General features: G+C 64.1%; 18 protein-coding genes. 5 read left to right on the top strand and 13 right to left on the bottom strand.

Features of this window, described 5'->3' with window-relative positions:
* Positions 1-37: 37 nt before the first annotated feature.
* A complete protein-coding gene (locus LIY36_RS02305; RefSeq protein ID WP_192298020.1) occupies positions 38-1,438 on the top strand; it encodes an aminoacyl-tRNA deacylase and HDOD domain-containing protein in 1,401 nt (466 codons plus the stop codon).
* A 131-nt stretch (positions 1,439-1,569) separates the two neighbouring features.
* Here LIY36_RS02305 and LIY36_RS02310 read toward each other — a convergent pair whose 3' ends face one another.
* The 13 genes from LIY36_RS02310 to tagH all read right to left on the bottom strand — a co-directional run bounded on the left by LIY36_RS02310 (position 1,570) and on the right by tagH (position 19,050).
* Entirely contained in the window at positions 1,570-1,944 is a 375-nt protein-coding gene (locus LIY36_RS02310) for a helicase (RefSeq protein ID WP_226454685.1), read from the bottom strand.
* 123 nt (positions 1,945-2,067) lie between these two features.
* Positions 2,068-2,997, bottom strand: coding sequence for a type VI secretion system-associated lipoprotein TagQ (gene tagQ / locus LIY36_RS02315; protein ID WP_192298022.1), 930 nt, complete (start codon positions 2,995-2,997; stop codon positions 2,068-2,070).
* An 83-nt stretch (positions 2,998-3,080) separates the two neighbouring features.
* Positions 3,081-4,790: a formylglycine-generating enzyme family protein gene (locus LIY36_RS02320; protein WP_226454686.1), complete on the bottom strand. Its 1,710-nt coding sequence runs from the start codon at positions 4,788-4,790 to the stop codon at positions 3,081-3,083.
* The gene (locus LIY36_RS02325; protein WP_226454687.1) at positions 4,783-5,967 is read right to left on the bottom strand and encodes an ABC transporter permease; all 1,185 of its coding nucleotides are present in this window, start codon (positions 5,965-5,967) and stop codon (positions 4,783-4,785) included. Before LIY36_RS02325 ends, LIY36_RS02320 begins: the two co-directional genes overlap by 8 nt.
* Complete coding sequence (locus LIY36_RS02330) at positions 5,967-6,671, bottom strand: ABC transporter ATP-binding protein (RefSeq protein WP_226454829.1); 705 nt, start codon at positions 6,669-6,671, stop codon at positions 5,967-5,969. Before LIY36_RS02330 ends, LIY36_RS02325 begins: the two co-directional genes overlap by 1 nt.
* Positions 6,671-9,637 (bottom strand): serine/threonine-protein kinase, encoded by a 2,967-nt coding sequence (locus LIY36_RS02335; protein WP_226454688.1) that lies wholly within the window; start codon positions 9,635-9,637, stop codon positions 6,671-6,673. Before LIY36_RS02335 ends, LIY36_RS02330 begins: the two co-directional genes overlap by 1 nt.
* Positions 9,634-10,353, bottom strand: a complete 720-nt coding sequence (locus tag LIY36_RS02340; protein WP_226454689.1) for a PP2C family protein-serine/threonine phosphatase — start codon at positions 10,351-10,353, stop codon at positions 9,634-9,636. The genes LIY36_RS02335 and LIY36_RS02340 overlap by 4 nt, the downstream gene beginning before the upstream one ends.
* A complete protein-coding gene (gene tagF, locus LIY36_RS02345; RefSeq protein ID WP_226454690.1) occupies positions 10,354-11,007 on the bottom strand; it encodes a type VI secretion system-associated protein TagF in 654 nt (217 codons plus the stop codon).
* Positions 11,004-14,504 (bottom strand): type VI secretion system membrane subunit TssM, encoded by a 3,501-nt coding sequence (tssM, locus tag LIY36_RS02350; protein ID WP_226454691.1) that lies wholly within the window; start codon positions 14,502-14,504, stop codon positions 11,004-11,006. Before tssM ends, tagF begins: the two co-directional genes overlap by 4 nt.
* Positions 14,501-15,790, bottom strand: a complete 1,290-nt coding sequence (locus LIY36_RS02355) for a DotU family type VI secretion system protein (RefSeq protein WP_226454692.1) — start codon at positions 15,788-15,790, stop codon at positions 14,501-14,503. The genes tssM and LIY36_RS02355 overlap by 4 nt, the downstream gene beginning before the upstream one ends.
* A gap of 6 nt (positions 15,791-15,796) precedes the next feature.
* Positions 15,797-17,131: a type VI secretion system baseplate subunit TssK gene (tssK, locus tag LIY36_RS02360; RefSeq protein WP_192298030.1), complete on the bottom strand. Its 1,335-nt coding sequence runs from the start codon at positions 17,129-17,131 to the stop codon at positions 15,797-15,799.
* Positions 17,132-17,149: 18 nt separating this feature from the next.
* The gene (tssJ, locus tag LIY36_RS02365) at positions 17,150-17,659 is read right to left on the bottom strand and encodes a type VI secretion system lipoprotein TssJ (RefSeq protein ID WP_192298031.1); all 510 of its coding nucleotides are present in this window, start codon (positions 17,657-17,659) and stop codon (positions 17,150-17,152) included.
* A gap of 53 nt (positions 17,660-17,712) precedes the next feature.
* The gene (gene tagH, locus LIY36_RS02370; protein ID WP_226454693.1) at positions 17,713-19,050 is read right to left on the bottom strand and encodes a type VI secretion system-associated FHA domain protein TagH; all 1,338 of its coding nucleotides are present in this window, start codon (positions 19,048-19,050) and stop codon (positions 17,713-17,715) included.
* A 393-nt stretch (positions 19,051-19,443) separates the two neighbouring features.
* On the opposite strand from tagH, the gene tssA reads away from it, so the two are divergent.
* From tssA to LIY36_RS02390, 4 genes are all read left to right on the top strand, one after another.
* Complete coding sequence (gene tssA / locus LIY36_RS02375) at positions 19,444-20,460, top strand: type VI secretion system protein TssA (RefSeq protein ID WP_192298033.1); 1,017 nt, start codon at positions 19,444-19,446, stop codon at positions 20,458-20,460.
* A 54-nt stretch (positions 20,461-20,514) separates the two neighbouring features.
* The gene (gene tssB / locus LIY36_RS02380; protein WP_010207547.1) at positions 20,515-21,021 is read left to right on the top strand and encodes a type VI secretion system contractile sheath small subunit; all 507 of its coding nucleotides are present in this window, start codon (positions 20,515-20,517) and stop codon (positions 21,019-21,021) included.
* Positions 21,022-21,023: 2 nt separating this feature from the next.
* Positions 21,024-22,520: a type VI secretion system contractile sheath large subunit gene (gene tssC, locus LIY36_RS02385; RefSeq protein WP_122485224.1), complete on the top strand. Its 1,497-nt coding sequence runs from the start codon at positions 21,024-21,026 to the stop codon at positions 22,518-22,520.
* Between the two features lie 174 nt (positions 22,521-22,694).
* Entirely contained in the window at positions 22,695-23,183 is a 489-nt protein-coding gene (locus LIY36_RS02390) for an Hcp family type VI secretion system effector (RefSeq protein WP_017735732.1), read from the top strand.
* Positions 23,184-23,239 lie beyond the last annotated feature (56 nt).

Here is a 23,239-nt window from a genome sequence, read left to right on the forward strand (position 1 = left end):
GTTATACTCCAACGACTGTAAGAAATTGGATCAGGCCATGTCAGAAGTTGCCCACGCCACAGCCCCACTGACCACTCCGCCGGTCATTCAGGCGCTGCTCGCCAAACTCGCCATCCCCTACACGGAAGTCACCGAACACCTTGGCTTGAACCCTGCGCGCAAGGTCCAGGCGGTGTTGTTGGAAGATGCCGTGGGCGCTCTGATGGTGCTGTTCCCGCAGAACCAACTGCTCGACCTCAACCGCCTCGCCGAACTCACCGGCCGCCGCCTCACGGCCGTGGCGCCGGATCGCGTCGCGCGCATGCTCGGCAAGCACGATCTGAGCCTGTTGCCCGGCCTGCCGGCACTGACCAGCTCGCCGTGCCTGTACGAAGGCAGCCTGCTCAACGAGCCGAACCTGCTGGTGCATTCGGGTGAAGCCGGGTTGCTGCTGGAGATCGCCAGCGAACACTTCAAGAGCATGCTCACCAAGGCCAGCGCTGCGCAGTTCGGCGAGCCCCTGAGCAACATCCGGCCGAACCTCGACCGCCCCAATGATGACCGTGAGGAAATCACCCAGGCGATGCAGGCGTTCACCGCCCGCCGTATCCAGCAGCGCCTGGAAGCGACCCTTGAGATCCCGCCGCTGGCCGACACCGCGCAAAAGATCATCAAGCTGCGCGTCGACCCCAACGCCACCATCGATGACATCACGGGCGTAGTGGAAACCGACCCGGCCCTGGCCGCCCAGGTGGTGAGCTGGGCCGCGTCGCCGTACTACGCTTCGCCGGGCAAGATCCGCTCGGTGGAAGACGCCATCGTGCGCGTGCTGGGCTTCGACCTGGTGATCAATCTGGCACTGGGCCTGGCCCTGGGCAAGACCCTGAGCCTGCCCAAGGACCACCCGCACCAGGCCACGCCGTACTGGCACCAGTCGATCTACACCGCCGCCGTGATCGAAGGCCTGACCCGCGCCATGCCACGCGCCCAGCGCCCGGAAGCCGGCCTGACCTACCTGGCCGGCTTGCTGCACAACTTCGGTTACCTGCTGCTGGCCCACGTGTTCCCGCCGCACTTCTCGTTGATCTGCCGGCACCTGGAGGTCAACCCGCACCTATGCCACAGCTACGTGGAACAGCACCTGCTGGGCATCAGCCGCGAGCAGATCGGCGCCTGGCTGATGCGCTACTGGGACATGCCGGACGAACTGTCCACCGCCCTGCGCTTCCAGCACGACCCGACCTATGACGGTCAGTACGCCGAGTATCCGAACCTGGTGTGCCTGGCCGTGCGCTTGCTGCGCAGCCGAGGCATCGGTTCCGGGCCGGACGAGGCCATTCCCGACGAACTGCTTGAGCGCCTGGGACTGACCCGGGACAAGGCGGAGGAAGTGGTGGGCAAGGTGTTGGATGCCGAGGTGCTGTTGCGCGAACTGGCCTCACAGTTCAGCCAGCCCTGACTCTGTAGCCTGTCAGACCGCTTTCGCGAGCAAGCCCGCTCCCACAGTTGACCGAGTTCCAACATGAGAATGCGGTCGAATGTGGGAGCGGGCTTGCTCGCGAAGAATCCACCCCGGTCTACCTGAAAACCCTACTTCTTTTTCTTCGGCTTCAAATACTTGGTCAACCCCTGGAACCAGATCACCAGCGCCGGGTTGCCCTTGATCTGGATCGACTTTTCCTGAATCCCCGTCATGAACGCCAATTGCTTGTTCTTCGCCTGCATCGTGGCGAAGCCGTAGGCAGCGTCCTTGAACGCGATGGCAAACGCCGGCGTCGGGTGGACACCCGAACGGCTGGTGATGCGTTGGTCTTTGACGATGAAGTGACGGGCGACTTTGCCGTCGAGGGTCTGCAACTGGAAGGCCAGGTCTTTATCACCCAGTTGTTGCTGGAAGGCAGGGTTGGTGCGGCTGGCTTTGCCCATCATCAGGCCCAGCACCCACAGGAGAAGACGGAATTTCATGCACACGGCCTCGGGTAATTATTGAGTGGCCGCAGCAGTGTAACGATTTGCAAAAAGAACGCCACCGATCTGGCGCATTAGCGGAAGATCGGCTGGCGTTTGACGCTTATAGCAGCATGTTACTTAAACGTTTGGGCAAGGAACCGGCGCCCAGTCGGCCAGGTTCGGATCGCGGCAGCTGCCTTCGAGCTGAGCTTTACCGGCGCTGGCGACCTTCTTGCTTTCATCCTGCTTCGTCTGGGCGGTCTGGAAGGTCTTCTCGGTGCTCACCGCTTCTGTTGGTACGGTTGGAAGCGGCGGCTTTTTCGGCGGCTTGGAGCCTGTGCCTTTCTTCTTGCCCGCGGCTACCACAGGTGTCGTTGTATCGGCCTTGGCCACGGTGACCACGTCGGTACGCTGTACGCCAACCTGTTGCAGGTCTTTCTCGTAGGCCTGGGTGTAGTTGTTCAGGTCTTCGGCCGCTTTACCGTTGACCGCAACGATCAGGTCATTGGATTCCTTCAGGCCCGCGACGATTTCCGCCAGGCGCTTGCGGCCTTCGGTGTCGTTGACGGTCTTGGCTTTGCGATCAGCCACCAGCTTGGTGAACGCGCTCTGGTAGCACTGCTGGGACGCCTTGGCGTACGCGGTGCTGCGGTCGATGTCGGAGGCGCTTTTGTTCACATCAGCCGCATACGAGGCAATACGCTGGTTGTCATCAGCGATCTGCTTCTGGCGCTCGGTGTAGTAACCCGCTGCGCCGCCCGCCAGGGCACCGCCCGCAGCACCGATGGCGGCGTTACGGCCACGTTTTTCCTTGTCGCCGGTCAGGACGCCGAGCAGGGCACCGCCGGCAGCACCGATGGCCGCGCCGGTGACAACCGACTTGGTCATGTTCGAGTCGGTGGCGCGCAAGTGCTGCACCGGCTCGTAGCAGTTGGGGTAGTACTCGACCTTGGTGCTCGACGCGACCTTGGAGGCCGGCGACGTGGCGCAACCGGTCAGCACGGTGCTGAAGCCGGCTGCGATCAGCAGCAAGTGACGCTTGGAAACCGCCTTACGGGAAAAAAGCATAGGTGTGTTCTCTTTTAAGTTTGACTTGCCCAGCACGGCCACGGCCGCCTGAGTCCCTTCCAAGCTCGCTCTACAGCCAGCGCTCATCGCTGACCGCTCGCTGCGAGCAATTCCTTCAAGATCGTTGCCGGGTCGGCCCGCTGTTGCTTGCGGTAGTTGCCGACATGGCGAACGAACAGTGTCGCGCGCGTCACCAGGCTCTTGCCGAGCACCGGCTTGCGATCCAACTCTTCCTTGATCCGTTGAAACTGCGCCTGGATCACCGCATCGGTATAACGCGTGCCGGTGGCCAGGTTGTCGATATAGATCGCCACTGCGCCGTCGAGGGCACTGCGGCCATTGGCGATGGCCATGTCGAACAGTTGCGCGCTGGCCTCGTCCTTTTTGTCGAGCGCCTGCTGGCGACTCTTCTGCAGGTTCGCCAGGCGGATGTTGTAGTTGGCGATGGTCTCGGCCACCAGCGCGGCCGACTGAATCAGGTTGCCCGCCGCTTCCTCGCGTTGCTGGGCGATCAGCGAGACGTTGCGCTTGAGCTCCTCGTTGACCAGCCCCAGCTCGGCTTGCAGCTTGGGGTCGACGCTGGCGGCGATGATGCTGTCCAGGCGCTTTGTCGGGTCCTGGGCGTCGTCGATGGCGTCGGTCAGCGAGGCCAGGCGGCCCTCTTTCTGCCACTGGGCGAACAGCTCCTTGTAGCGCGAACGCGGTGCCGACAGCGCGCCGATCGCCACGCGGAAACCGGTGGTCTCGTTGCTCTGCTCGGTGCCATCGGCGCCAAACAGCGGGTATTCACGGCGCATGCCGGTGAACAGCGTGCCCTCACCTTCCAGGTAGTTGCCGCCCTTGACCACAAAGCCACCGTAGGTGCCCTGGCGACGTCCGGCGTGCACCAGTTGGAAGGATTCCTGGACCATCTCGGCGGCGTTGCCGATCACGTCGAACATCCCAATGGGATTGGGCAGCTTGGTGCCGATGGGCATCAGGCGTGCAGCCTGGCCGGTGCCGCCGGCGACCTGGTTGAACACTGCGTAGTCGCCCAGCGGGCCGTCGCTGTCGCTGCCTTCGGCGCGGCGCGGGAACAGGCGCCCTTCCAGGTCCTGACGACTCACCGCCTGGCCACCGCGTGCAGCGAACTCCCACTCGACTTCGGTAGGCAGCCGCACAAAACCGACGCCGCCATCCTCTGCCGACGAACCACGCCCGCTCACCGGCAGCAGGTCGCGGTGGTACTTCATCAGCCACGCGCTGTACACCGCCGAAAAGCGTTCGGCCTCAAAGCGCGACAATTTCACCTTGGGCAAACGCCCGGCCATCCCGGTCGGCGCATCGCACGCCGGCGCAGGCTCGCCACTGGCCAGGGACTGCGCCTGGGACATGACCTGGCCGTACTGGCGCGCTGTCACTTCGTACTTGCCGATGAAGTACAGCATGGGCTTGAGCGGGGTCTTGGCGTCGGTCTTCGGCATCAAGGGCGCGATGACTTTGTTCCAGTCTTTGGGCAAGTCCTTGAGGGTGAACTGGCCGTTGATGAAGTCGCGGCGGTAACCGGAAATAAACGATTGCTGGTAACCCGCCTCGCCTTCGGCAAAGGGGTAGCCGAGGCTGATCTCGCGGTCATCCAGGGTGCCCTGGGCCAACACGTAGGCGTAGCGGAACACCATGTTGCCTTCGCAGGGCAGCGGCAGGCTGACATCCCCTTCCAAGGGCTTGGGGTTGTCGAGCTTGTCACTCGCCTCATCGGCCCAGGCCATCGAGGCCAGGGTCAGCGCCACACAGGCGCCCAGTAACTTATACATCTCTGATTCCTTCAGAAGCCTGGATACGCGCCACTCGCCAACCACCACAAGCCGCCGCCACGGCGCTGACGCCGAGGACTGCAACCAGGGCCAGGCCGTAATGGCGCGCCAGCAGGTGGCTGGCGTACTCGCCCGGCACCTGCACGAATAATTCATTCAAACCCGCCTCGGCCAGGCCATACAGACCGGCACTGAGTACGGCGGCAAAACCCGCGCTGTATAGCGCCTGCACCACCACGAACACCAGCAGCCCACCCGTGGAAAACCCCAGCAGGCGCAACACCGACAACTCCCGGCGCTTGCGCGCCACGGCGGCCAAGGCCCCGGCGAAGATCGCCGCAAACGCCCCTGCCAACGCCAACCCGCAGATCACCCAGAACACGATAGACAGGTTGCGGCTCAACGACTGCACCTGGGCGATGGTCTGCGCCTGGGTCGACACCAACAGGTTCTGCCCGGCGAAGTACACGCGCAGCGGTTCCACATCGGTGAGGTTGCGGGCGTACAGGCGGAATGCCGGGTACACACGCTGCTCACTCACACCCACCGCTTCACCGGCCCAACCCAACGCCGGCACTGCGCGGCCATCACGGTAGTCTTCCGCCGCTTCCAGCAAACCCAGGTCGGCAAACAAACCGTCACGGGCAAAGGCCTCCAGCGGCAACACCGCCAGCACCTGTACGCGTGTGCGCTGGGCTTCGACACGCCCGGCCACCTGCCGCGCAAAGCTGGTTTCCAGCCAATCGCCAGGCCGCGCCGCAAGCTTTTCGGCAGCGGTGTGGCTCAGCACGACCTGGTCCAGGCCCCGGGGCACCGGCAAGCCGGCCAGCAGCGGATCACCCGAGGCGCTCGGCAGCATTTCCAACGCCAGGCTGCCCACCTGCACCGTCGCTGCAATCTGCCGCGTACGCGGGATGGCGAAGGCTACCTCACTGCGCTCGCCCAGTTGCTCGATAAACGCACTGCTGAATCGACCACCGCCCAGCGGAATAATTTCACGGGTAGCGGGGTCGGTCTCCAAACGTTCGGTCAAACTGCTAACCAGTCCAAATTTCAGGCCGAATAACACCAGCAACGGCGCGATAACCGCGACCAACGCCAGCACCGAACAGGCCGACAGCCACGCATCGTTGCGGTAATCCTGCCAGGCCAGCGACGCCACCAAGCCGATGCGCATCAGCACGCCTCCCCGAGGGTCGCGGTGACGCCGCCGTCGGTGTCGCGACGCCAACTGATGCGCCGCACCGGCAAGCCGCTGGCGCGGGCCAGGGGCTCGTCATGGGTGGCGATCACACAGGCTGCCTGGTGCTGGCGAGCCTGCGCGAGCAGCGCCTGCATCACGCGCTCGGCGTTCAGGGGGTCGAGGGACGCCGTGGGTTCGTCCGCCAGCACCAGTTGCGGCGCATGGGCCAGGGCGCGGGCACAGCTGACGCGCTGGCGCTGGCCTACCGACAATGCCGCCGGCTTCTTGGCCAACTGGTCGCCGATCTCCAATTGCTCGGCCAGGCGCGTCACGCTGCCATCGTCCTTCAAGCCCAGCAGTTGCCGGGACAAGGCGATATTCCCACGCACATCGAGAAAGCCCAGCAGGCCGCCGGTTTGCAGCACATACCCCAAGTGCTGGCTACGCAGCGCGGCCAACGCGGATTGCCGATCAGCGCGCCACAGCCCGGCAATGTCCTGCTGATGAAACTCAAACTGCCCGACCTGATCCGGCGCCAATACCAGCGCCAGCAGGTCCAGCAAAGTGCTTTTGCCGCAACCGCTGGGCCCGACAATCGCCACTTGCTCGCCGGCACGCAGCGCCAGCGCCGGAATCACCAGGCTGTAGCGCTGGCTGCCGACGCCCCGGCTCTTGTGCACCGCGCTCAGGTTCAGCATCACGGTAACGTCGACAACGGCACGCGGTACAACGCGTCGCCCGGCTCGGCATCACCGAAACGGACCCAGTTGGCCAGGTCGTTGTGGAAGGTTTCGTAGAGGCGGATTTTCGAATCCAGCTCGTCGATAAAATCTTCCTGCTCGGCCACGCTCAACGACAACCACAAATCCTGGGTCATGTTCAGCGACTTGCTGCGGTACGGCAGGCCCTCCAGGTATTCGCCGAGAATGCCGCCGTCGGCCAGGTTGCCGCCCTTGCGCAGGGCTTGCGGGTCGCGGCTCATGTAGGCCGAGGCGCTGGCGATTTCCTGGAAGAAATCCTTCGGCGAGGTCTGGGTCTTGCGCGCCGCATCGACGATCAGTTTCAGCGACTGCTGCAAGTCGTTGAGCTGCAACTTGGTCAGCATCACGCACACCTGGAACGCCGGCAGCGCCGGGTTGGTCAGGTCGCGGTCGGCGGTCCAGGCGCTGACCAGTTGCGGTGCCTGGCTCGCGGTTTTGCGCCCGAGGAAATCCATGTGCATGGCGTAGCCGACGGCGGCGGATTTGTCCGCCAGGCTCGGCGTGCTGCTCAGCAACGGCACCGGCTGGGGCGTGTTGCTGCGCACCTGGTGCACGAGGTTGGCGAACACCGTGCCGATCTCATCCACACGCTCACCGAGCTTGCGCACATCGCCACCGGGCACCGGCGTGTACAGGTCGCCGATCTGCGGGTTGGCGTCGGCGGTGAGGATGCGGTACTGGCTCTCGGCACCGGCGTGGGTTTTCTTGCCAACGTCGGTGCGCAGGTGCAGGGCGTAGATCTTGATCTGCTTGCCCAGCGCGGCCTGGCGCACTTCGGCTTCGTTCATCTGGGTGGCGGCGAACGGGTCGTTCTTGCGCAGCGCACCGGCGTCGGTGACCAGCAGGATGATGCGCCCGCCATAGCCGGACCAGTCCATGCCGTCCACCGCCTGCATCACCCCGGCGAACGCGTCTTCGTTGAAGGAATGGCTGGACACCGTGGACGCCTTGACCTGCCGCGCCATGTCGAGGAAGCGCTGCGGGTCGCGGCCTTGATCCAGGCTGATCAGGGTCTTGGCCACGTATTCCAGGCCCGGCGTCTTCTTCACGCTGCTGCGGAAACCCACCATGCCAAAGCTGACGCTGTCCAACTCGCCACGTTCGGCGATGCGGGTTTGCAGCTCGTGCACCACGTCGCGGACCTGGTCGATGTAGGGCTGCATCGACACCGTGGTGTCGACCACCAACACCACGGCGGTGCGAAAGGCGTCGGCGTTGGCGCTGATCACCGGCGTTGCGGGTTTTGCCACCGCGCTGCTGCCGGGATCGATGGACGCCACATTCAGCAACTGCACCGGCTGGCCGTTTTCGTCGAAGCTCTCTTTGGAGTCGAAGATCGGCAACAGGTAGAACTGGTTCTGCGGCACGGCACTGGCTGCGGGCTCCAACGCCAGGATCTGACTGTTGTCTTCGCTGTTTTTCTGCGCCTTGGCCAGCACGCCTTTGGCTGCGGAAGGATCAGCCAGCAGTTTTTCCACTTCGCCGGATTGGCGCAGGAACATCACCGGTGCCCGGCCCGAGCGCTCGGTAAATTTCAGCACCAGGCTTTGTTTCCAGTCGCTGACCTGTGCCGCCGGCAACCAGCCGTCGCTGCGCCCATCGGTGGCCGCGCCGACACGTACCCACGGGCTGCCATCGACGTCTTTGCGTTGGTAGACGTAGAGCACGGAGAACGCCGGCAGGGCCTTGCCTGGCGCGCCGCCGGCATCCGTTGACAGTTTCGCGCCCGGCTTGCTGAGCACGCGCTGGAACAGGGTCTTCTTGCCCGCCATCAACAGCGGGCGTTGGCCACCATCGACTTCGGCGACCGCTGGCGGCGGTGGCGTGACTTTCGGTACCTCGGCGGCAGGTGGCTTGGCCACCGGCTCGTCGCTGCCGCTCAACCACCAGTAACTCGCGCCACCCATCGCCAGTGCAACCGCCACTGCCACTGCCGCCAGCGCCAACACCGGCCCACGGCGCTGCTCGCTGTGCTGGGACGGTGGCACCACGGGTTGGCACACCGGCTGGGGTTTCTCGGTGGGGATTTCGATCGACTCTGGGGTAATGCCCCCCAGGTCAAAACTCATCGGGATCGGCAACGGCCGCACCAGCGTGGCTTCCGGGGAGTCCCCCGGCAGGTTGTCCAAGGCCCGCAACAGCGCCGCCGCATCCGGGAAACGCTCAGCCGGGTCCTTGGCCAACAGTTTGCGCAGCACGTCCTGATAACGGCCGTGATGCACCGGCAATTCCGGCAGCGGTTCGGTCAGGTGCGCCAGCGCCGTCGACAGCGCGTCGGTGCCGCTGTAGGGCAGCTTGCCGACGAGGATTTCATACAACACCACGCCCAGCGCATACAGGTCGGCGCGGCCATCGATCTCCTGGCCCCGCGCCTGTTCCGGGCTCATGTAGCTCGGTGTGCCCACGGCAAAACCGGCCTGGGTGAACTGGGTGCGGTCGTCCAGGGATTTGGCGATGCCAAAATCCGACAATACCGCCGTGCCGTCGGCGCGAAACAGAATGTTCGCCGGCTTCACGTCGCGGTGCACCAGGCCCTGGGCGTGGGCATAGCCCAGCGCCGAGGCGATCTGGCGGATCAGCGTCACCCCCTGCTCCGGCGTCATGCCGGCGGCGATGCGCTCCTTGAGCGTGCCGTTGGGCAGGTATTCCATGGCCATGTAATACAGCTCACCGACGTTGCCGATGTCATGGATGGTCACCGTGTGCGGATGCGACAGGCGCGCTAGGGTCTTGCCCTCGCGCAGGAATCGCTCGCAGAAGGTCGGGTCGGCCGCCAGCGCCGCCGCCATCACCTTCAACGCCACCTTGCGCTCCAGCGAACGTTGGGTCGCCAGGTACACGCTGGCCATGGCGCCTTCGCCGATTTCGCCGTCGATGTCGTAGCCGGGGATCAGGATATTCATGCCGAGACCTTCACGACGATGGTGGTGATGTTGTCCGGCGCGCCCCGGTTGAGACCCAGGTGCACCAGGCTGCGGACGATTTCGTCCGGCGCGTCGTGGCTGAGGACTTCGCGGATTTCGTGGTCTTCGACGGTCTTGTTGAGGCCGTCGCTGCACAGCAGGTAGCTGTCGCCGGGGGCGATCAGCAGGTCGACCACCGCCAGTTCCAGCTGCGCCTCGACGCCGATGGCGCGGGTGACAATGTTTGCGCGCGGGTGCACGCGGGCGTCGGCTTCGCTGAGCAGGCCGCTGTCTTGCAGGTCTTGCACGTAGCTGTGGTCGCGGGAAATGCGCTCCAGCACGCCGTCACGCAGGCGGTACAAGCGGCTGTCGCCGGCCCACACGCACACGCCGCGCAAACCGCGTGCGGCGAGCAACACCACGGTGCTGCCCATCAAGGTCACGCCACGGTTGACGGTTTCTTCGCGCACAGCGGCGTTGATGCGTACCAGGTCGTTGCGCAGCGCCGCCGAATACTCCTCAAGGGAACGGCCCGGCGCCACACTGCGCAAGCTGTCGACGATCAGGCTGCTGACATAGTCCCCCGCCGCATGTCCGCCCATACCGTCGGCCACCACCCACAGGCGGTTTTCCGGCAGATCCAGACAGGCGTCTTCGTTGACTTGGCGCACCATGCCCACATGGCTTTTGCTCGCGGATTTGTACGTCGCCCCCATCTACACCACACCTTCTTGTCCGAGCAAAAACTGCGCAAAATCGCCGGCGGCAGGCAGGCCCTGACACCGCAATAAACCGGGTGAAATACGTTGCGAACCTCGGCCCCACCACAGGCTCGCACCTTCGCAGGCCTGTTCGGCGAGCGCGGTCATGCGGCTATGGGGCTCAGTGGCGGACACCCGTTGCAGGCCGGCGAAGCGGCTGTCTACCGCACGCAGCTCAAGGGTCGGGACGCCCAGTTGGTCGAGGCCAGCGTTGAAGCTTTCAAAGCTTGCACCGCTGTCCAGTGTGCTCAGCAGCAGCTCTTCGGCCTGCTCGAACCAGGTGTCCGGCCCGCCCACCAGGGACGCCGGATTGGTGTCGTGATCCAGCAGCGCAACCACCGCCAACGGGAAATAGCGTCCGACCCGATCAATGCTCGGCATCACCACCCCTGCCGCTGCGTCCGGCCCGCACACACCCGGCGCCAGGACGAAGCGCCACAGCGGGCTGACCAGATACACGTTGAGCCAATCGGCGCCGAGGCTGTTCTGACTGGCGAGCAAACCGGCCGCCAGCCAGCTGTCCCACGGGCCGACAAAGCTCTGGGGCAAGGCGCGGCTGACAAAGTCGCCACGGCTGGCCAATTTGCCGTAGAAACCCAGCGTCGTCATAGCCGCTCCGGCAGGCTGAAGCCACTGAGTACGCGGCTCTTGAACGGGTTGAAGGCGCTGTTGGCGCGCAATTCGTAGGCGATGCTCGCGCCATCCACACGCAGGCGCAGGTTGAAACGGTCTGGCGAGTTGCCCGGGGTCAGGTCCGATTGCTCCAGCAGACGGAACCAGGCCCATGGCCCATCAAGGGTCACGCCGGAGCGGCCACTGGCGGCAGGGGGCATGATCGAGATGCGCACCACGCCGATGCTGCCGGGGTTCGGCCACTGCATGGCCACCGGGCGGCTCGGGCCGTGGTCGTAGCTCAGTTGCTGGCCGTCGAGGTCGAGCAGGAACTGGGTGATGGTTGGGTCCATCGACACCGGTTTGAGTTCGAAACGCACAATCGGCTGCGTACCGCCTGCGCGGAAGAACGCATCACGGATCGTCGCGGCGCGCTGGAAGGTTTGCAGCACGCCCGGCGCAATCCCGAGCTTCTGCGCCGCGCCCGGCTGCCAGCGCCAGGTCTGGGTGGAAGTGTCCACGTAAGGCTGCAGGTATTTGCGGAAGTAGTTATCCATCACCCCGCCCACGCCGAAGAACATGCCGAAGTCGTCCAGGGTCGCATCCCGCGCACTCCCCGGTGCCAGGGGATAACGCCCGGCCAGGGACTGGCGATAGACGTTGACCACTTCGCTCATCCAGGCCGCGTTCAGTTGGTTGCGCACCCCGCCCATCATGCTGTTGGTCGTGGAGTTAACCACCGACTTGACCATGCCCTGCACCAACGGCGGCTGGCGTTCGGCATTCAGGCTGACCCGCGTGGCCGCAGCCGCCGCCTGGTTCTTCGCCTCGCCGAGCAACGCATCGCCGCTGGCGCCGACCATGGCGCTGACCTGCACGTACAGCGCGTTCATATCCGCGAGCAAAGCGTCGATGGCCGCCGGTTCACCTTCGTTCTTGCTGACGATGCTGTTGAGTTCGGCAAAGTGCGCCGTCACCGGATCATCCGAGGCTTGCGCAGCGTTGGCGCTCGGTTGTTCCTGGCCGAGCAAGCTGCCCAGGCGCTCCTTGAGCTTGTCTACGCCACCTTCCACCGGCACGCCTTTGGCCGCCAGTTGACGCTCCTCGGCCTGCAGATCGGTTTCCTTGGCCACCGCCACCAGCAGTTTTTTCAGCGGCGAGGTCGGGCCGGAAATCACCCGCAGTACATCGGCGGCCTGGGCCACGCTGGTGATTGGCACAAAGTCGATGTCGGCGAGCAGTGCATCCCACTGACGCTGGTAGTCCTGGAAGTACAGGCGGCGCACGTCGGCGGCCAGGCTCACCACATTTTGCTGGTCGGCCTGTTCATGGCCCAACACCCATTGCTCTTCGGCGAGGGTGCCGGTCTGGTTCAGGCTGCTCAGCAGGAACGCCTGGCGATACCCCTTGGCCGTGAAGAAGCCACTCAACGGCTCGCCCAGCGGCTTGCCGCTCTTGCGGCTGAACACCAGCGCGGCATCGCGGCCGGCGGCTTCGTTGAGGCGGAAATCCGCGATGCCTTCCGGCAGTTTCTGGCGCTTGACCCGGTCGTAGACGCGCTGCGCCACCGGCAGCTGTTGCAGTTGCCGACGCAGGTCGTCGATCAAGCGTGGATCAAGACGCGCACTCGGCGGATGACGATCGAACAGTGCCTGCAAATGCCCGCTCAACGCCTGGCGCTGCTCGGCCGGCAGATCACGCGGCAGGTTGCGGTCCCAGTCCAGGGCAATCCAGGCCTTGATGAAATCTGGATCGTAATGCTCGCTGTCAGCCAGCATCAGGTAGGCCTTGAGGCCTTCGTAGAGGAAGTCGGAATTGCCGCCCGCGTGCAGTTGTTCTTCGATGCGCGTCACCAGGCGCGGCGCGAGCACGGCGATCAACAGCTTGCGGTAGACGCTGGCGGACTCGGCTTCAAGCATGTCGCCCTGGTACAAGCCCAAGCCTTCTGACCAACTCGGCGAATCCCCAGCAAGGTTCTTCACCGCATTGAGCAACGGCAGTACCGCGAGCACTTCGCGTTGTGCCGGGCTCAGGTTCTGCACGGTCTGGCCCAGCGGCGCGACCTTCTGGTCTACCTGGGCGATATACGCCTGGTTGGCGCGATAGCTCACCCACCACAGGCTGCTGACCACCAGCACCAACGCCACGGTGGCCGCCAGTACGCCACGGGCGACCCACTTGCGCCGCCGCTCGACCTTGGGATTCACCCCCACCAGGCCGCGTTCGGCAAACGCCACGGCGGTGAAGAGTTTTTCGATGAAGTAACTGCGTCCGGTGCCGCTCTGGCGCGCCAGGTGCTGGCGGTCCAGGTTCATGCTCTGGGCCATCGCGCCGATCAGGCGGTCAATCGGGCTGCCTTCCTGGGTGCCGCTGGTGAAGTACACGCCGCGCAGCAATACGCGCTCTTCAAAGGCGTTGGGTTTGAACACACCTTCAAGAAAGCTTTGCAGGCAATCCTTCAACGCACCGAACTGCTGCGGGAAGCCGTAGATCAGGTCGCGCCGCGCCGGGTCGCGTTCCTGTTGCAGACGCTCCACCAGGCGTTCGTTGAGGCGCTGTTCGAGACCGGCGAATTCGCTTTGCAGGTGCGCCAACGGGCTGTCGCTGTTCTTGCCGTCGTCCAGGGCAAAGGTCATGCCCCACACCTGGGCACGTTCTTCCTTGCTCAGGTTGTCGAAGTACTCCATGAAGCCCGGCACCAGGTCGAGCTTGGTGAGCATCAGGTAGATCGGGAAACGCACGCCCAGCTGGGTGTACAGCTCCTGGATACGCAGGCGGATCGCCGCAGCGTGGGCGGCGCGCTCGGCGTCGCTGCCGAGCAGCAGGTCCGACAGGCTGATGGCGATAAAGGCGCCATCGATGGGACGGCGCGAGCGCTGTTTCTTCAGCAGGCCGAGGAAGCCCAGCCACGCGGCTTTATCCACTGTGGAGTTGCTGTCCTGGGTGGTGTAGCGGCCAGCGGTGTCGAGCAATACCGCTTGGTCGGTGAACCACCAGTCGCAGTTGCGCGTACCGCCGACGCCACGTACCGCACCGGCGCCCAGTTGGGCGGCCAACGGGAAATGCAGGCCGGAATTGACCAGCGCGGTGGTCTTGCCCGAACCCGGCGGGCCGATGATCACGTACCACGGCAGTTCGTAGAGATTGCGTCGCTCATCGCCGCCGAGCTTGGCTTTCTTCAGCAGCGCCAAGGCTTCGTCCATGCGCTGGCGCAGGGTGCTGAGTTCCTCGGCGGTGGCGACCGAGTTTGGATCGACCGGGGTTTCAGCGGCGAGGCTGCGCATCACTTCGGCGGCCTGACGGCGTGCCTGGATGATGCGCCACACGCGGTAGGCCAGCCACACGCCGAACACCAGGATGATCAGCGCCCAACGACGGCCTTGCGGGACCAACACATCGAGCAACGGCCCGACAAACCAGATGATCAAACTCAGGGCAATCAGCCCGAGCACTGGGATCACCCAGCGAATCATGAAACTGAAAAACGCCTTCACTCGACGCCCTCCGCCAATACGGTGATTTCAACCCGACGATTGCGGGCACGGCCTTCGGCGGTGCTGTTGGTAGCCACCGGCTCGGTGTCGCTGCGCCCTTCGGCGCTGAAGCGTTCGGCCTGGCCGGTCTTGGCCGCCAGGATCTCCAGCACCGACTTGGCCCGCGCCTCGGACAACGCCCAGTTGGACGGGAAGCGCAGCGTGGCGATCGGACGGTTGTCGCTGTGCCCGGTGACACGCACCTGGCCCTTCACTTTGCGAATCGCATCGGCGATGCGCAGCATCAGTGGCTGGTAGTCATCGACAATGCTGGAGCTGGCCGACGCGAACAGCTCATCGCCGCGAATAGTCACCACCGAACGGTCCACCGCATCCTCGACGGCGACGCGCCCGGCCTTGATGTCCTCGACCAGGAAGCCGGCCAGACGCGGCCGCTCGATCACTTTCGGCTGCGCCACCGGGCGGTCGATGGCCTGCACCGGGATCTCGCCCAGGGCATGAATATTCTTGAACACCGGCTCGGCATCCGCCGCCAGCTTGAGCCGCAGACCAAACAGCAACGCCAGCAGCAGCGCCACGCCGATGGCCACGGCGATCCACGGCGGCATGAATTGCGCCAGGCGATCACGCGCCACGGTCACCCCACGCCAGTGCGGCGACAGCTCGCGCTCGTGTTCACCGCGGGCACTGCGGATGGCCGCTGCGGTGCGTTCGCGCAAGGCTTCCAACTGGCTGCGCCCGTCGTTCATCACGCGGTAGCGGCCTTCAAAACCCAGGCACATGCACAGGTACAACAGCTCCAGCAGGTACAGGCGTTCCCGTGGGCTTTGCAGGCAATGGTCGAGCAACTGGAAGACTTTCTCGCCGCCCCAGGCTTCGTTGTGCACGGTGATCAGCAGGCTTTGCTTGCCCCAGTCGCTGGCGCTGCCCCACGGCGTGCTCAACACGGCTTCATCGAGGGCGGTGCACAGCGCGTAACGCGCCAGCAGCACCTCGTTGCGGGCAATGCCGGCGGCCTCGGCGCGCTCTTCGAACTGGCGCAGGTACGCCAGCAACTGCGCACGCAGGCTGGCCGGTGCCGGGTGAGCGATGGTGTTGCGCAGGCGCGTCAACAACGCCAGCAGCGGGCCGGCGGCGCTTTCCAACGGGTTGAGGCCCTGGCTTTTGCCAGTGAGCATCGGCGCGGCCGGCATCGCCAGGGGCGAGGGTTCGGCACGCGCAGGCTCCGGCGCACGGCCACCGGGGCGCGGCATGAACTGGGTGCGGTCGTCATCATTGGGGTGCATCGCGGATTATCCTCGGATCGCCCAGAAGGCCAGGTTCAAGCCCGGGAACTGCCCGGCGATGTGGAAGGCAAAACCACCGGAATTCTGCAGCTGCTGCCAGTGCTCGCTGCCACGGTCCAGCTCGTAATAGGTACTGCCCGCGTGGTACGGCAGTTGACGCGGCGCCACCGGCAGCGGCAGCAGGCCGATGCCCGGCAGTTGCAGGTTGACCATGTCGCGGATGTGCTCCACCGAGCCGACCTTGCTTTGCTGGCCGAAGCGCGCGCGCAGGGTTTCGCCGGGCACATCGGCACGCACCACGAGGATGAAATTGGCGCTGTCGAGCAGGGTCTTGTCGGCCAGCATCGCCACGTGGATGCCGTAGGCTTTCTCGACAATCGGGATCGGCGTGGCTTTGCTGTCGATCAGCATCGACAGCGCTTCACGCAGTGCGGCCATGACCGGGGCGAAGCTCACGGCCAGGTCGTCGTGCTGGTATTGCGGGTATTCCTGGGGGCGACGGCCTGAGGTGGAGAAGGTCGAAAACTCACCGGCCAGGCTCACCAGCTCGCTGAAAAACCGCTCCGGGTGCAGCGGGCTGAGTTGGCTGAAATGCTGGATCAGCGGCTGGGCGCGGTTGACCAGTTGCAGCAGCATGAAGTCGGCAATCTCCGACGCGCCACCGGCGCCCGATGCAACCACGCGCCCGGCCAGGGCTTCACCGCGCTGGTGCAGCAGGCCCAGCAGTTCGCTGCGAAAGGCCGCCAGCGGTTTGCTCGCGGCTACATCGAGAACCGGCGGGATGTAGGTGTCATCGAGGACCAAGGCGCGGTCGGCGCGCTTTTCCTTGATGCGCACCAGGCCGATGGCGGCGTAATCGCTGATGCCGTCCTGCGCGGTCAGCAGGCGCAGGGCGCGGGAGCCCACCGCCACCGGCGCACGGTTTTCGAACGGCGCGTTGTCGTCACGCACTTCGCGCACCTGGCTTACGTAGCGGGCGGCTTCCAGGGCTTCGCCTTCGTCCACGGTGTCGCGGGCACCGGCACGCTTGAGCGGCAAGGCCAGGTACACCAGGCCGTCGCGCAGGTGGTCGTCGATGTTCAGCGGGCTCGGCGCCAGGTCATCCTGGGGGATGTTGAACGGCGTGCCGTCGGGCAACAGGCCGCGTGCCGAGATGATTGCCAGCTTGCCCTGGGCCAGCAGGCCCTGGTCGATCAGCAGTTCGGAAAAGCCCCAGGCCCCTGCAGACAGCGGGCGGCTGCGGGCGTCGATCAGGTTTTCCAGGTAACGGTCATGCTGCTGGAAGTGCTGCGTTCCGATGAACATGCCTTCCGACCAGACCACGCGATTGTTCCAGGACATGGGGGCTCCGATTGCTTTTTATTGGGCAGGGCTGGATGGGGTGACCGCGATGTCGGCGCGCACGGCACGCACATCGAGGCTGATCTGGTATTCGGTGTATTGGCGCGCCGGCACGTTGATCACCGTGCGCCATTGCGCGCGGTCCAACTCGCGGTAACCCACCAGCAGGCCGATCTGGCGCGTGGACGGGTCGAGGTCGCGCTGGATGCTCAATTGCTGGCCGGGCTGCACCACCACTTCGTCCTGGTCCAGCAGGTCGAGGCCGAGGGTGGACTGGGCGCGGTCAGCCAGTGCGAAGTAATCGGAACGGGCGAAGGTAGCGGCGTTTTTCAGTTCGAAGATGCGCACCCGCACCGGGGCGGCCTGGCCGTTGGCGCCGGGGTTGAGGCCTTCGATGGCGTGGAAATGCAGCTCGATGGCGGCCGTGTTTGCCTCATCCTCGACGGGCGCTGCGGGTGCGGCGGCATCTTTGGCACACGCCGTCAGCAGCAGCATCGTGGCGACTGCGAGTAAAAACCTGGGAATCATCCTGCGTCCTCAATGACGTACTTAGCTTTCCGTTAATCCATGTACTGCGATGTTTAGCGACGCTGTCGTGCGCTGTGCTCTTCGTAGGCGCGGCTGAACTCGCGGCCGAACAGGTCCTGGAAATCTTCCTGGGCCTCGCGGGAAATATTGCTGTAGAGCTCGGTGAACTGCTGCCAGTACTGGGCCTGGCGCGAACCGTTGAAAATACTCGAGAGCCCGCCGGGCTTGCCCATACGCTCTTCCAGCTGCGCCGGCTCAAAGCGCGTGAGCAGGTGTTTGATCGCTGCTTCAACACCAGCCATCACCGCCAGTTGGTGGGCACGCAGGTCGTTGAAACTGTCGCGCACGGCGGCATCCGGTGCCATAAACGCCTGGTTGCCGTGGCGCAGTAGAAGCAGTAACGCTTCGTCGGCGTTCGGCGCGAATTTCAACGGATTGTTTTCGGCAGGCTGAATCATCGTCTGCTGCATGCGGAACTCGCCCTTGAGGCTGGCGCGGGCGCGCAATACGTCGATCAGGCCGTCGACCATCAGGCGGTAGCTGCGGCCGATGTTTTCCATCTGCGCTTCAGCCTGGGCCTTGTCGAGGTTCAACTGCTCAAGGCCGGCGCCGCGCAGGAAGGCTTGCAGCAGGTCGGGTTGTGCCGGGTTGGCGACCGGCGCTTCGATCACGGGTGGCGGCTGCACGACTGGCGCAGGCGCTGGTGACGGCGGCGGTGGCGGTGGCGGTGGCGCGGACACGACCGGGGCGGGCGCGTCGCCAAACAGGTCCCAGTCTTCGGGAATCACCGCACCGGATACCACGGGCTTCTCGACGACAACCGGCGTCGGCGGACGGAAATCATGCTGCTCGGACGGCACATGATCGGCGACGGTCGGCGGCGGCACGGCGGTGGGGCTGAGGAAGTCGAACAGGTCCGGCAGGGTGTCCATCGACGAGGCGCCCTGGAACTGAGGCGCGATCACAGGCGCGGGCATCGGCGCAGGCTTGCTCGCCACCGCGCCCATCAGCGCTTCGAAACTGTTCGAGGAATCGCCGACAAACGGCTGACTGTCGACGGCCTGCACATTGAAGTCGATGCGGGCCTGGATCTCGTAATCGCCGATACGGATCAACTCACCATCTTGCAGCGGCTCGCTATTACCTCTGCGCAGACGGATGCCGGCGTTAACCAACTCCACACCATTTGTACTGTTATCGGTTAAATAATAACGGCCATCTTTGTATTGAATAACGCAATGCTGGGAAGACACCAGGCGCTCAGGGTCAGGCAATACCCAGTCATTATCCGCGCTGCGGCCAATAGCCATCACGCCCTGATTCATGGACTTTTCGGGGCATTGCCCAGGGGTAATCTTGTGATAACTAGTGATAGTCAAACACAGCGCCATCTTGCCTCCTTGCTGATACTTCGCGCGCGGTCGACTCCCGGGACAGCGGTTCCCGAGAAATCCCCATCAGGTCGTGCAATCGACCATCAAAACCAGCCAATGCCAGCATGATCGCTGATCTTAACTGGGCTCCATGACAAAAATCCTATCCCGGTGCGCCGTTCGACCCATCAGTCGCGCAGGTTGTTAAACACCGCACATCTGTCACAGAGGGCGAATAGCTTACCTTGACAAGGCATAAGTACTACACCAAAAATGCACAACTTCTCGAATACCAGTGATGGCACAGTAGTGGCATCTTGCTTATATGACCGAGAAAACATGCAAAGTTCCCCGCGCAACTAATGCATGAATTGCCCGCCATCTAACGGGCTGATAGGGAGATCGAATTCAGTGGATGTGCCGTTGCTGCTCACCGCCGTTTCCGCGACTTCGCCGTGTGGTGAAGACATGGAATATGACGCAGACTTTCTTCAACTTGAGCGTGCCGCCAAGGGCCAACCCGAGCGCAGCATGGGCGACTCCATCCTGCCCGCTGAACCGCCGGAATGGCGCAGCATCCAGCAGCAAAGCCTGGACTTGCTGCAGCGCAGCAAAGACCTGCGCATCACCCATTTCCTAGTGCAAAGCAGCCTCGCCCTCCAGGGTGTGGCCGGGCTTGCCGAAGCCCTGTCGCTGATCAACGCACTGCTGCGTGACTACTGGGCCGACCTGCACCCGCGCCTGGATGCCGACGACGACAACGACCCCACCGTGCGCATCAACGCCCTCACCGGCCTGACCTGCGACACCAACATTCGCCTGCTGCGCGAAAGCATCCTCACGCGCTCGCGCACCTTCGGCCCGGTGAGCCTGCGCGCAGCGCTCAACGCCAGCGGCCTGCAAAACTTCGCCGATGAAACCCTCGGCACCCAGCAGCTCAACGCCGCCTTCCTCGACAGCGACCCCGAGCACCTGCAAGCCACCCGCGACGCCCTGAGTGCAGCGCGGGCGGCCTGCGAAGCCATCGAGCAGCAGGTCAACGAGCAGGTCGGTTCCGCCCAGGGCGTGGACCTCAGCGCCTTGAAGCAGCCGCTCAAGCAGGCGCTGCAAATACTCAATCAAGCGGTGCCCGGCACCGAAGGCAGCAGCGAGCCCGAGGCCGTCAGTGACGACAGTGCCCCCTCGGTCGAATACGCCGCCCCCGCAGCACCGCGCCCGGTGGGCGACATCGCCAGCCGCGATGACGTGCTGCGCAGCCTCGACAAGATCCTTGCGTACTACACCCGGCACGAGCCTTCGAGCCCGCTGCCGGTGCTGTTGAACCGGGCGAAGAATCTGGTGCACGCCGACTTCGCGGCCATCGTGCGCAATCTGATTCCCGACGGCATGTCCCAATTTGAAAACCTGCGCGGCCCGGACGGCGAGTAAACCGCCCGGCTGTGCAGTAACAACACCGTCGCTCAAGCGACCAGGAGCAGCAACGTGGCGAAGCAAAGTTCTCAGAAATTCATCGCGCGCAACCGCGCGCCTCGAGTGCAGATCGAGTACGACGTCGAGCTCTACGGCGCCGAGAAAAAGGTCCAGCTGCCCTTCGTGATGGGCGTGATGGCCGACCTCGCCGGCAAGCCCGCCGAGCCTCTGGCGCCCGTGGCCGACCGCAAGTTCCTTGAAGTGGACGTCGACAACTTCGACTCGCGCCTCAAGGCCATGCAACCGCGCGTGGCCTTCCACGTGCCGAACGAGCTGACCGGCGAAGGCAACCTGAGCCTGGACATCACCTTCGAAAGCATGGACGACTTCAGCCCGGCCGCCGTGGCCCGCAAGGTCGACTCGCTGAACCAACTGCTCGAAGCCCGCACCCAGCTGGCCAACCTGCTGACCTACATGGACGGCAAGACCGGCGCTGAAGAAATCATCATGAAGGCGATCAAGGACCCGGCACTGCTGCAAGCACTTGCCAGTGCGCCCAAGCCTGCAGGGGACCAGTAATCATGACTGACAATACCGCCCGCGAAGGCTCCCAGATCCTGGGCGCCACCGAAGAAGCCAGCGAGTTCGCGAACCTGCTGCTGCAAGAGTTCAAGCCCAAGACCGAGCGTGCCCGCGAAGCCGTGGAAACCGCCGTGCGTACCCTGGCAGAACAGGCCCTGGCGCAGACTGACCTGGTGTCCAACGACGCGATCAAGTCGATTGAATCGATCATCGCCGCCATCGACGCCAAGCTCACCGCTCAGGTCAACCAGATCATCCACCACCAGGATTTCCAGCAGCTGGAAAGCGCCTGGCGCGGCCTGCACTATCTGGTCAACAACACCGAGAGCGATGAGCAGCTCAAGATCCGCGTGCTCAACATCTCCAAGCCGGACCTGCACAAGACCCTGAAGAAATTCAAGGGCACCGCGTGGGACCAGAGCCCGATCTTCAAGAAGATGTACGAAGAAGAATACGGCCAGTTCGGCGGCGAACCGTACGGCTGCCTGGTGGGCGACTACTACTTCGACCAGTCGCCGCCGGATGTCGAGCTGCTGGGCGAGCTGTCGAAAGTCTGCGCCGCGATGCACTCGCCGTTCATCGCCGCCGCTTCGCCGACCGTGATGGGCATGGGCTCGTGGCAGGAACTGTCGAACCCGCGCGACCTGACCAAGATCTTCACCACCCCGGAATACGCCGGCTGGCGCTCCCTGCGTGAATCGGAAGATGCGCGCTACATCGGCCTGACCATGCCGCGCTTCCTGGCGCGCCTGCCATACGGCGCCAAGACCGACCCGGTGGAAGCCTTCGCCTTCGAAGAAAACACCGACGGCGCCGACAGCTCCAAGTACACCTGGGCCAACGCCGCCTACGCGATGGCGGTGAACATCAACCGTTCGTTCAAGCACTACGGCTGGTGCTCGCGCATCCGTGGCGTGGAATCCGGCGGTGAAGTGGAAAACCTGCCAGCCCACACGTTCCCGACCGATGACGGTGGCGTGGACATGAAGTGCCCGACCGAAATCGCCATCAGCGACCGCCGCGAAGCGGAACTGGCGAAGAACGGTTTCATGCCGCTGCTGCACAAGAAAAACACCGACTTTGCCGCCTTCATCGGCGCGCAATCGTTGCAGAAACCGGCCGAATACGACGACCCGGACGCCACCGCCAACGCCAACCTGGCCGCGCGCCTGCCGTACCTGTTCGCCACCTGCCGCTTCGCCCACTACTTGAAGTGCATCGTGCGCGACAAGATCGGCTCCTTCAAAGAGAAGGACGAGATGCAGCGCTGGTTGCAGGACTGGATCCTGAACTACGTGGACGGTGATCCGGCCCACTCCACCGAAACCACCAAGGCCCAGCACCCGTTGGCCGCCGCCGAAGTGATCGTGGAAGAAGTGGAAGGCAACCCGGGTTACTACAACTCCAAGTTCTATCTGCGCCCGCACTATCAACTGGAAGGGCTGACCGTGTCGTTGCGTCTGGTATCGAAGCTGCCTTCGGCAAAATCCGCCTAAACCATTCGCTCGTCTGTGGGAGGGGCTTGTGTGGGAGCGGGCTTGCTCGCGAAAGCGGTGGGTCAGTCGAACTATCTTTGACTGATACACCGCTTTCGCGAGCAAGCCCGCTCCCACACAAAGCGACTCCCACACAAATCAAATTCAGTGGCTTGGGCCACACAGGGAGAAAACATGGCTGTTGATATTTTCATCAAGATCGGCGACATCAAGGGCGAGTCCATGGACAAGGCCCACAAGGACGAAATCGACGTGCTGAACTGGAGCTGGGGCATGGCCCAGTCCGGCAACATGCACGTTGGCGGTGGCGGCGGCGCGGGCAAGGTGAATATCCAGGACCTGTCGCTGACCAAGTACGTCGACAAGGCTTCGCCGAACCTGATGATGCACTGCGCCAGCGGCAAGCACATCGACAAGGTCAAGCTGACCGTGCGCAAGGCCGGTGGTGAAAGCCAGGTCGAGTACATGGTGATCAACCTGGAAGAAGTGCTGGTCACGTCCCTGAGCACTGGCGGTTCGGGCTCCGATGATCGCCTGACCGAGAACGTCACCCTGAACTTCGCCCAAGTGATGGTCGACTACCAGCCGCAGAAAGCCGACGGCACCAAAGACGGCGGCGCGATCAAGTTTGGCTGGAACATCCGTTCCAACACCAAGCGCTGATAGTTCTGGTGGCCGTGGCTTGCCGCCACGGCCCCAGCATTTTTGTTCCTCTCGCA

The sequence above is a fragment of the Pseudomonas sp. AF03-9 genome, from assembly GCF_020515815.1.
GTDB lineage: Bacteria > Pseudomonadota > Gammaproteobacteria > Pseudomonadales > Pseudomonadaceae > Aquipseudomonas.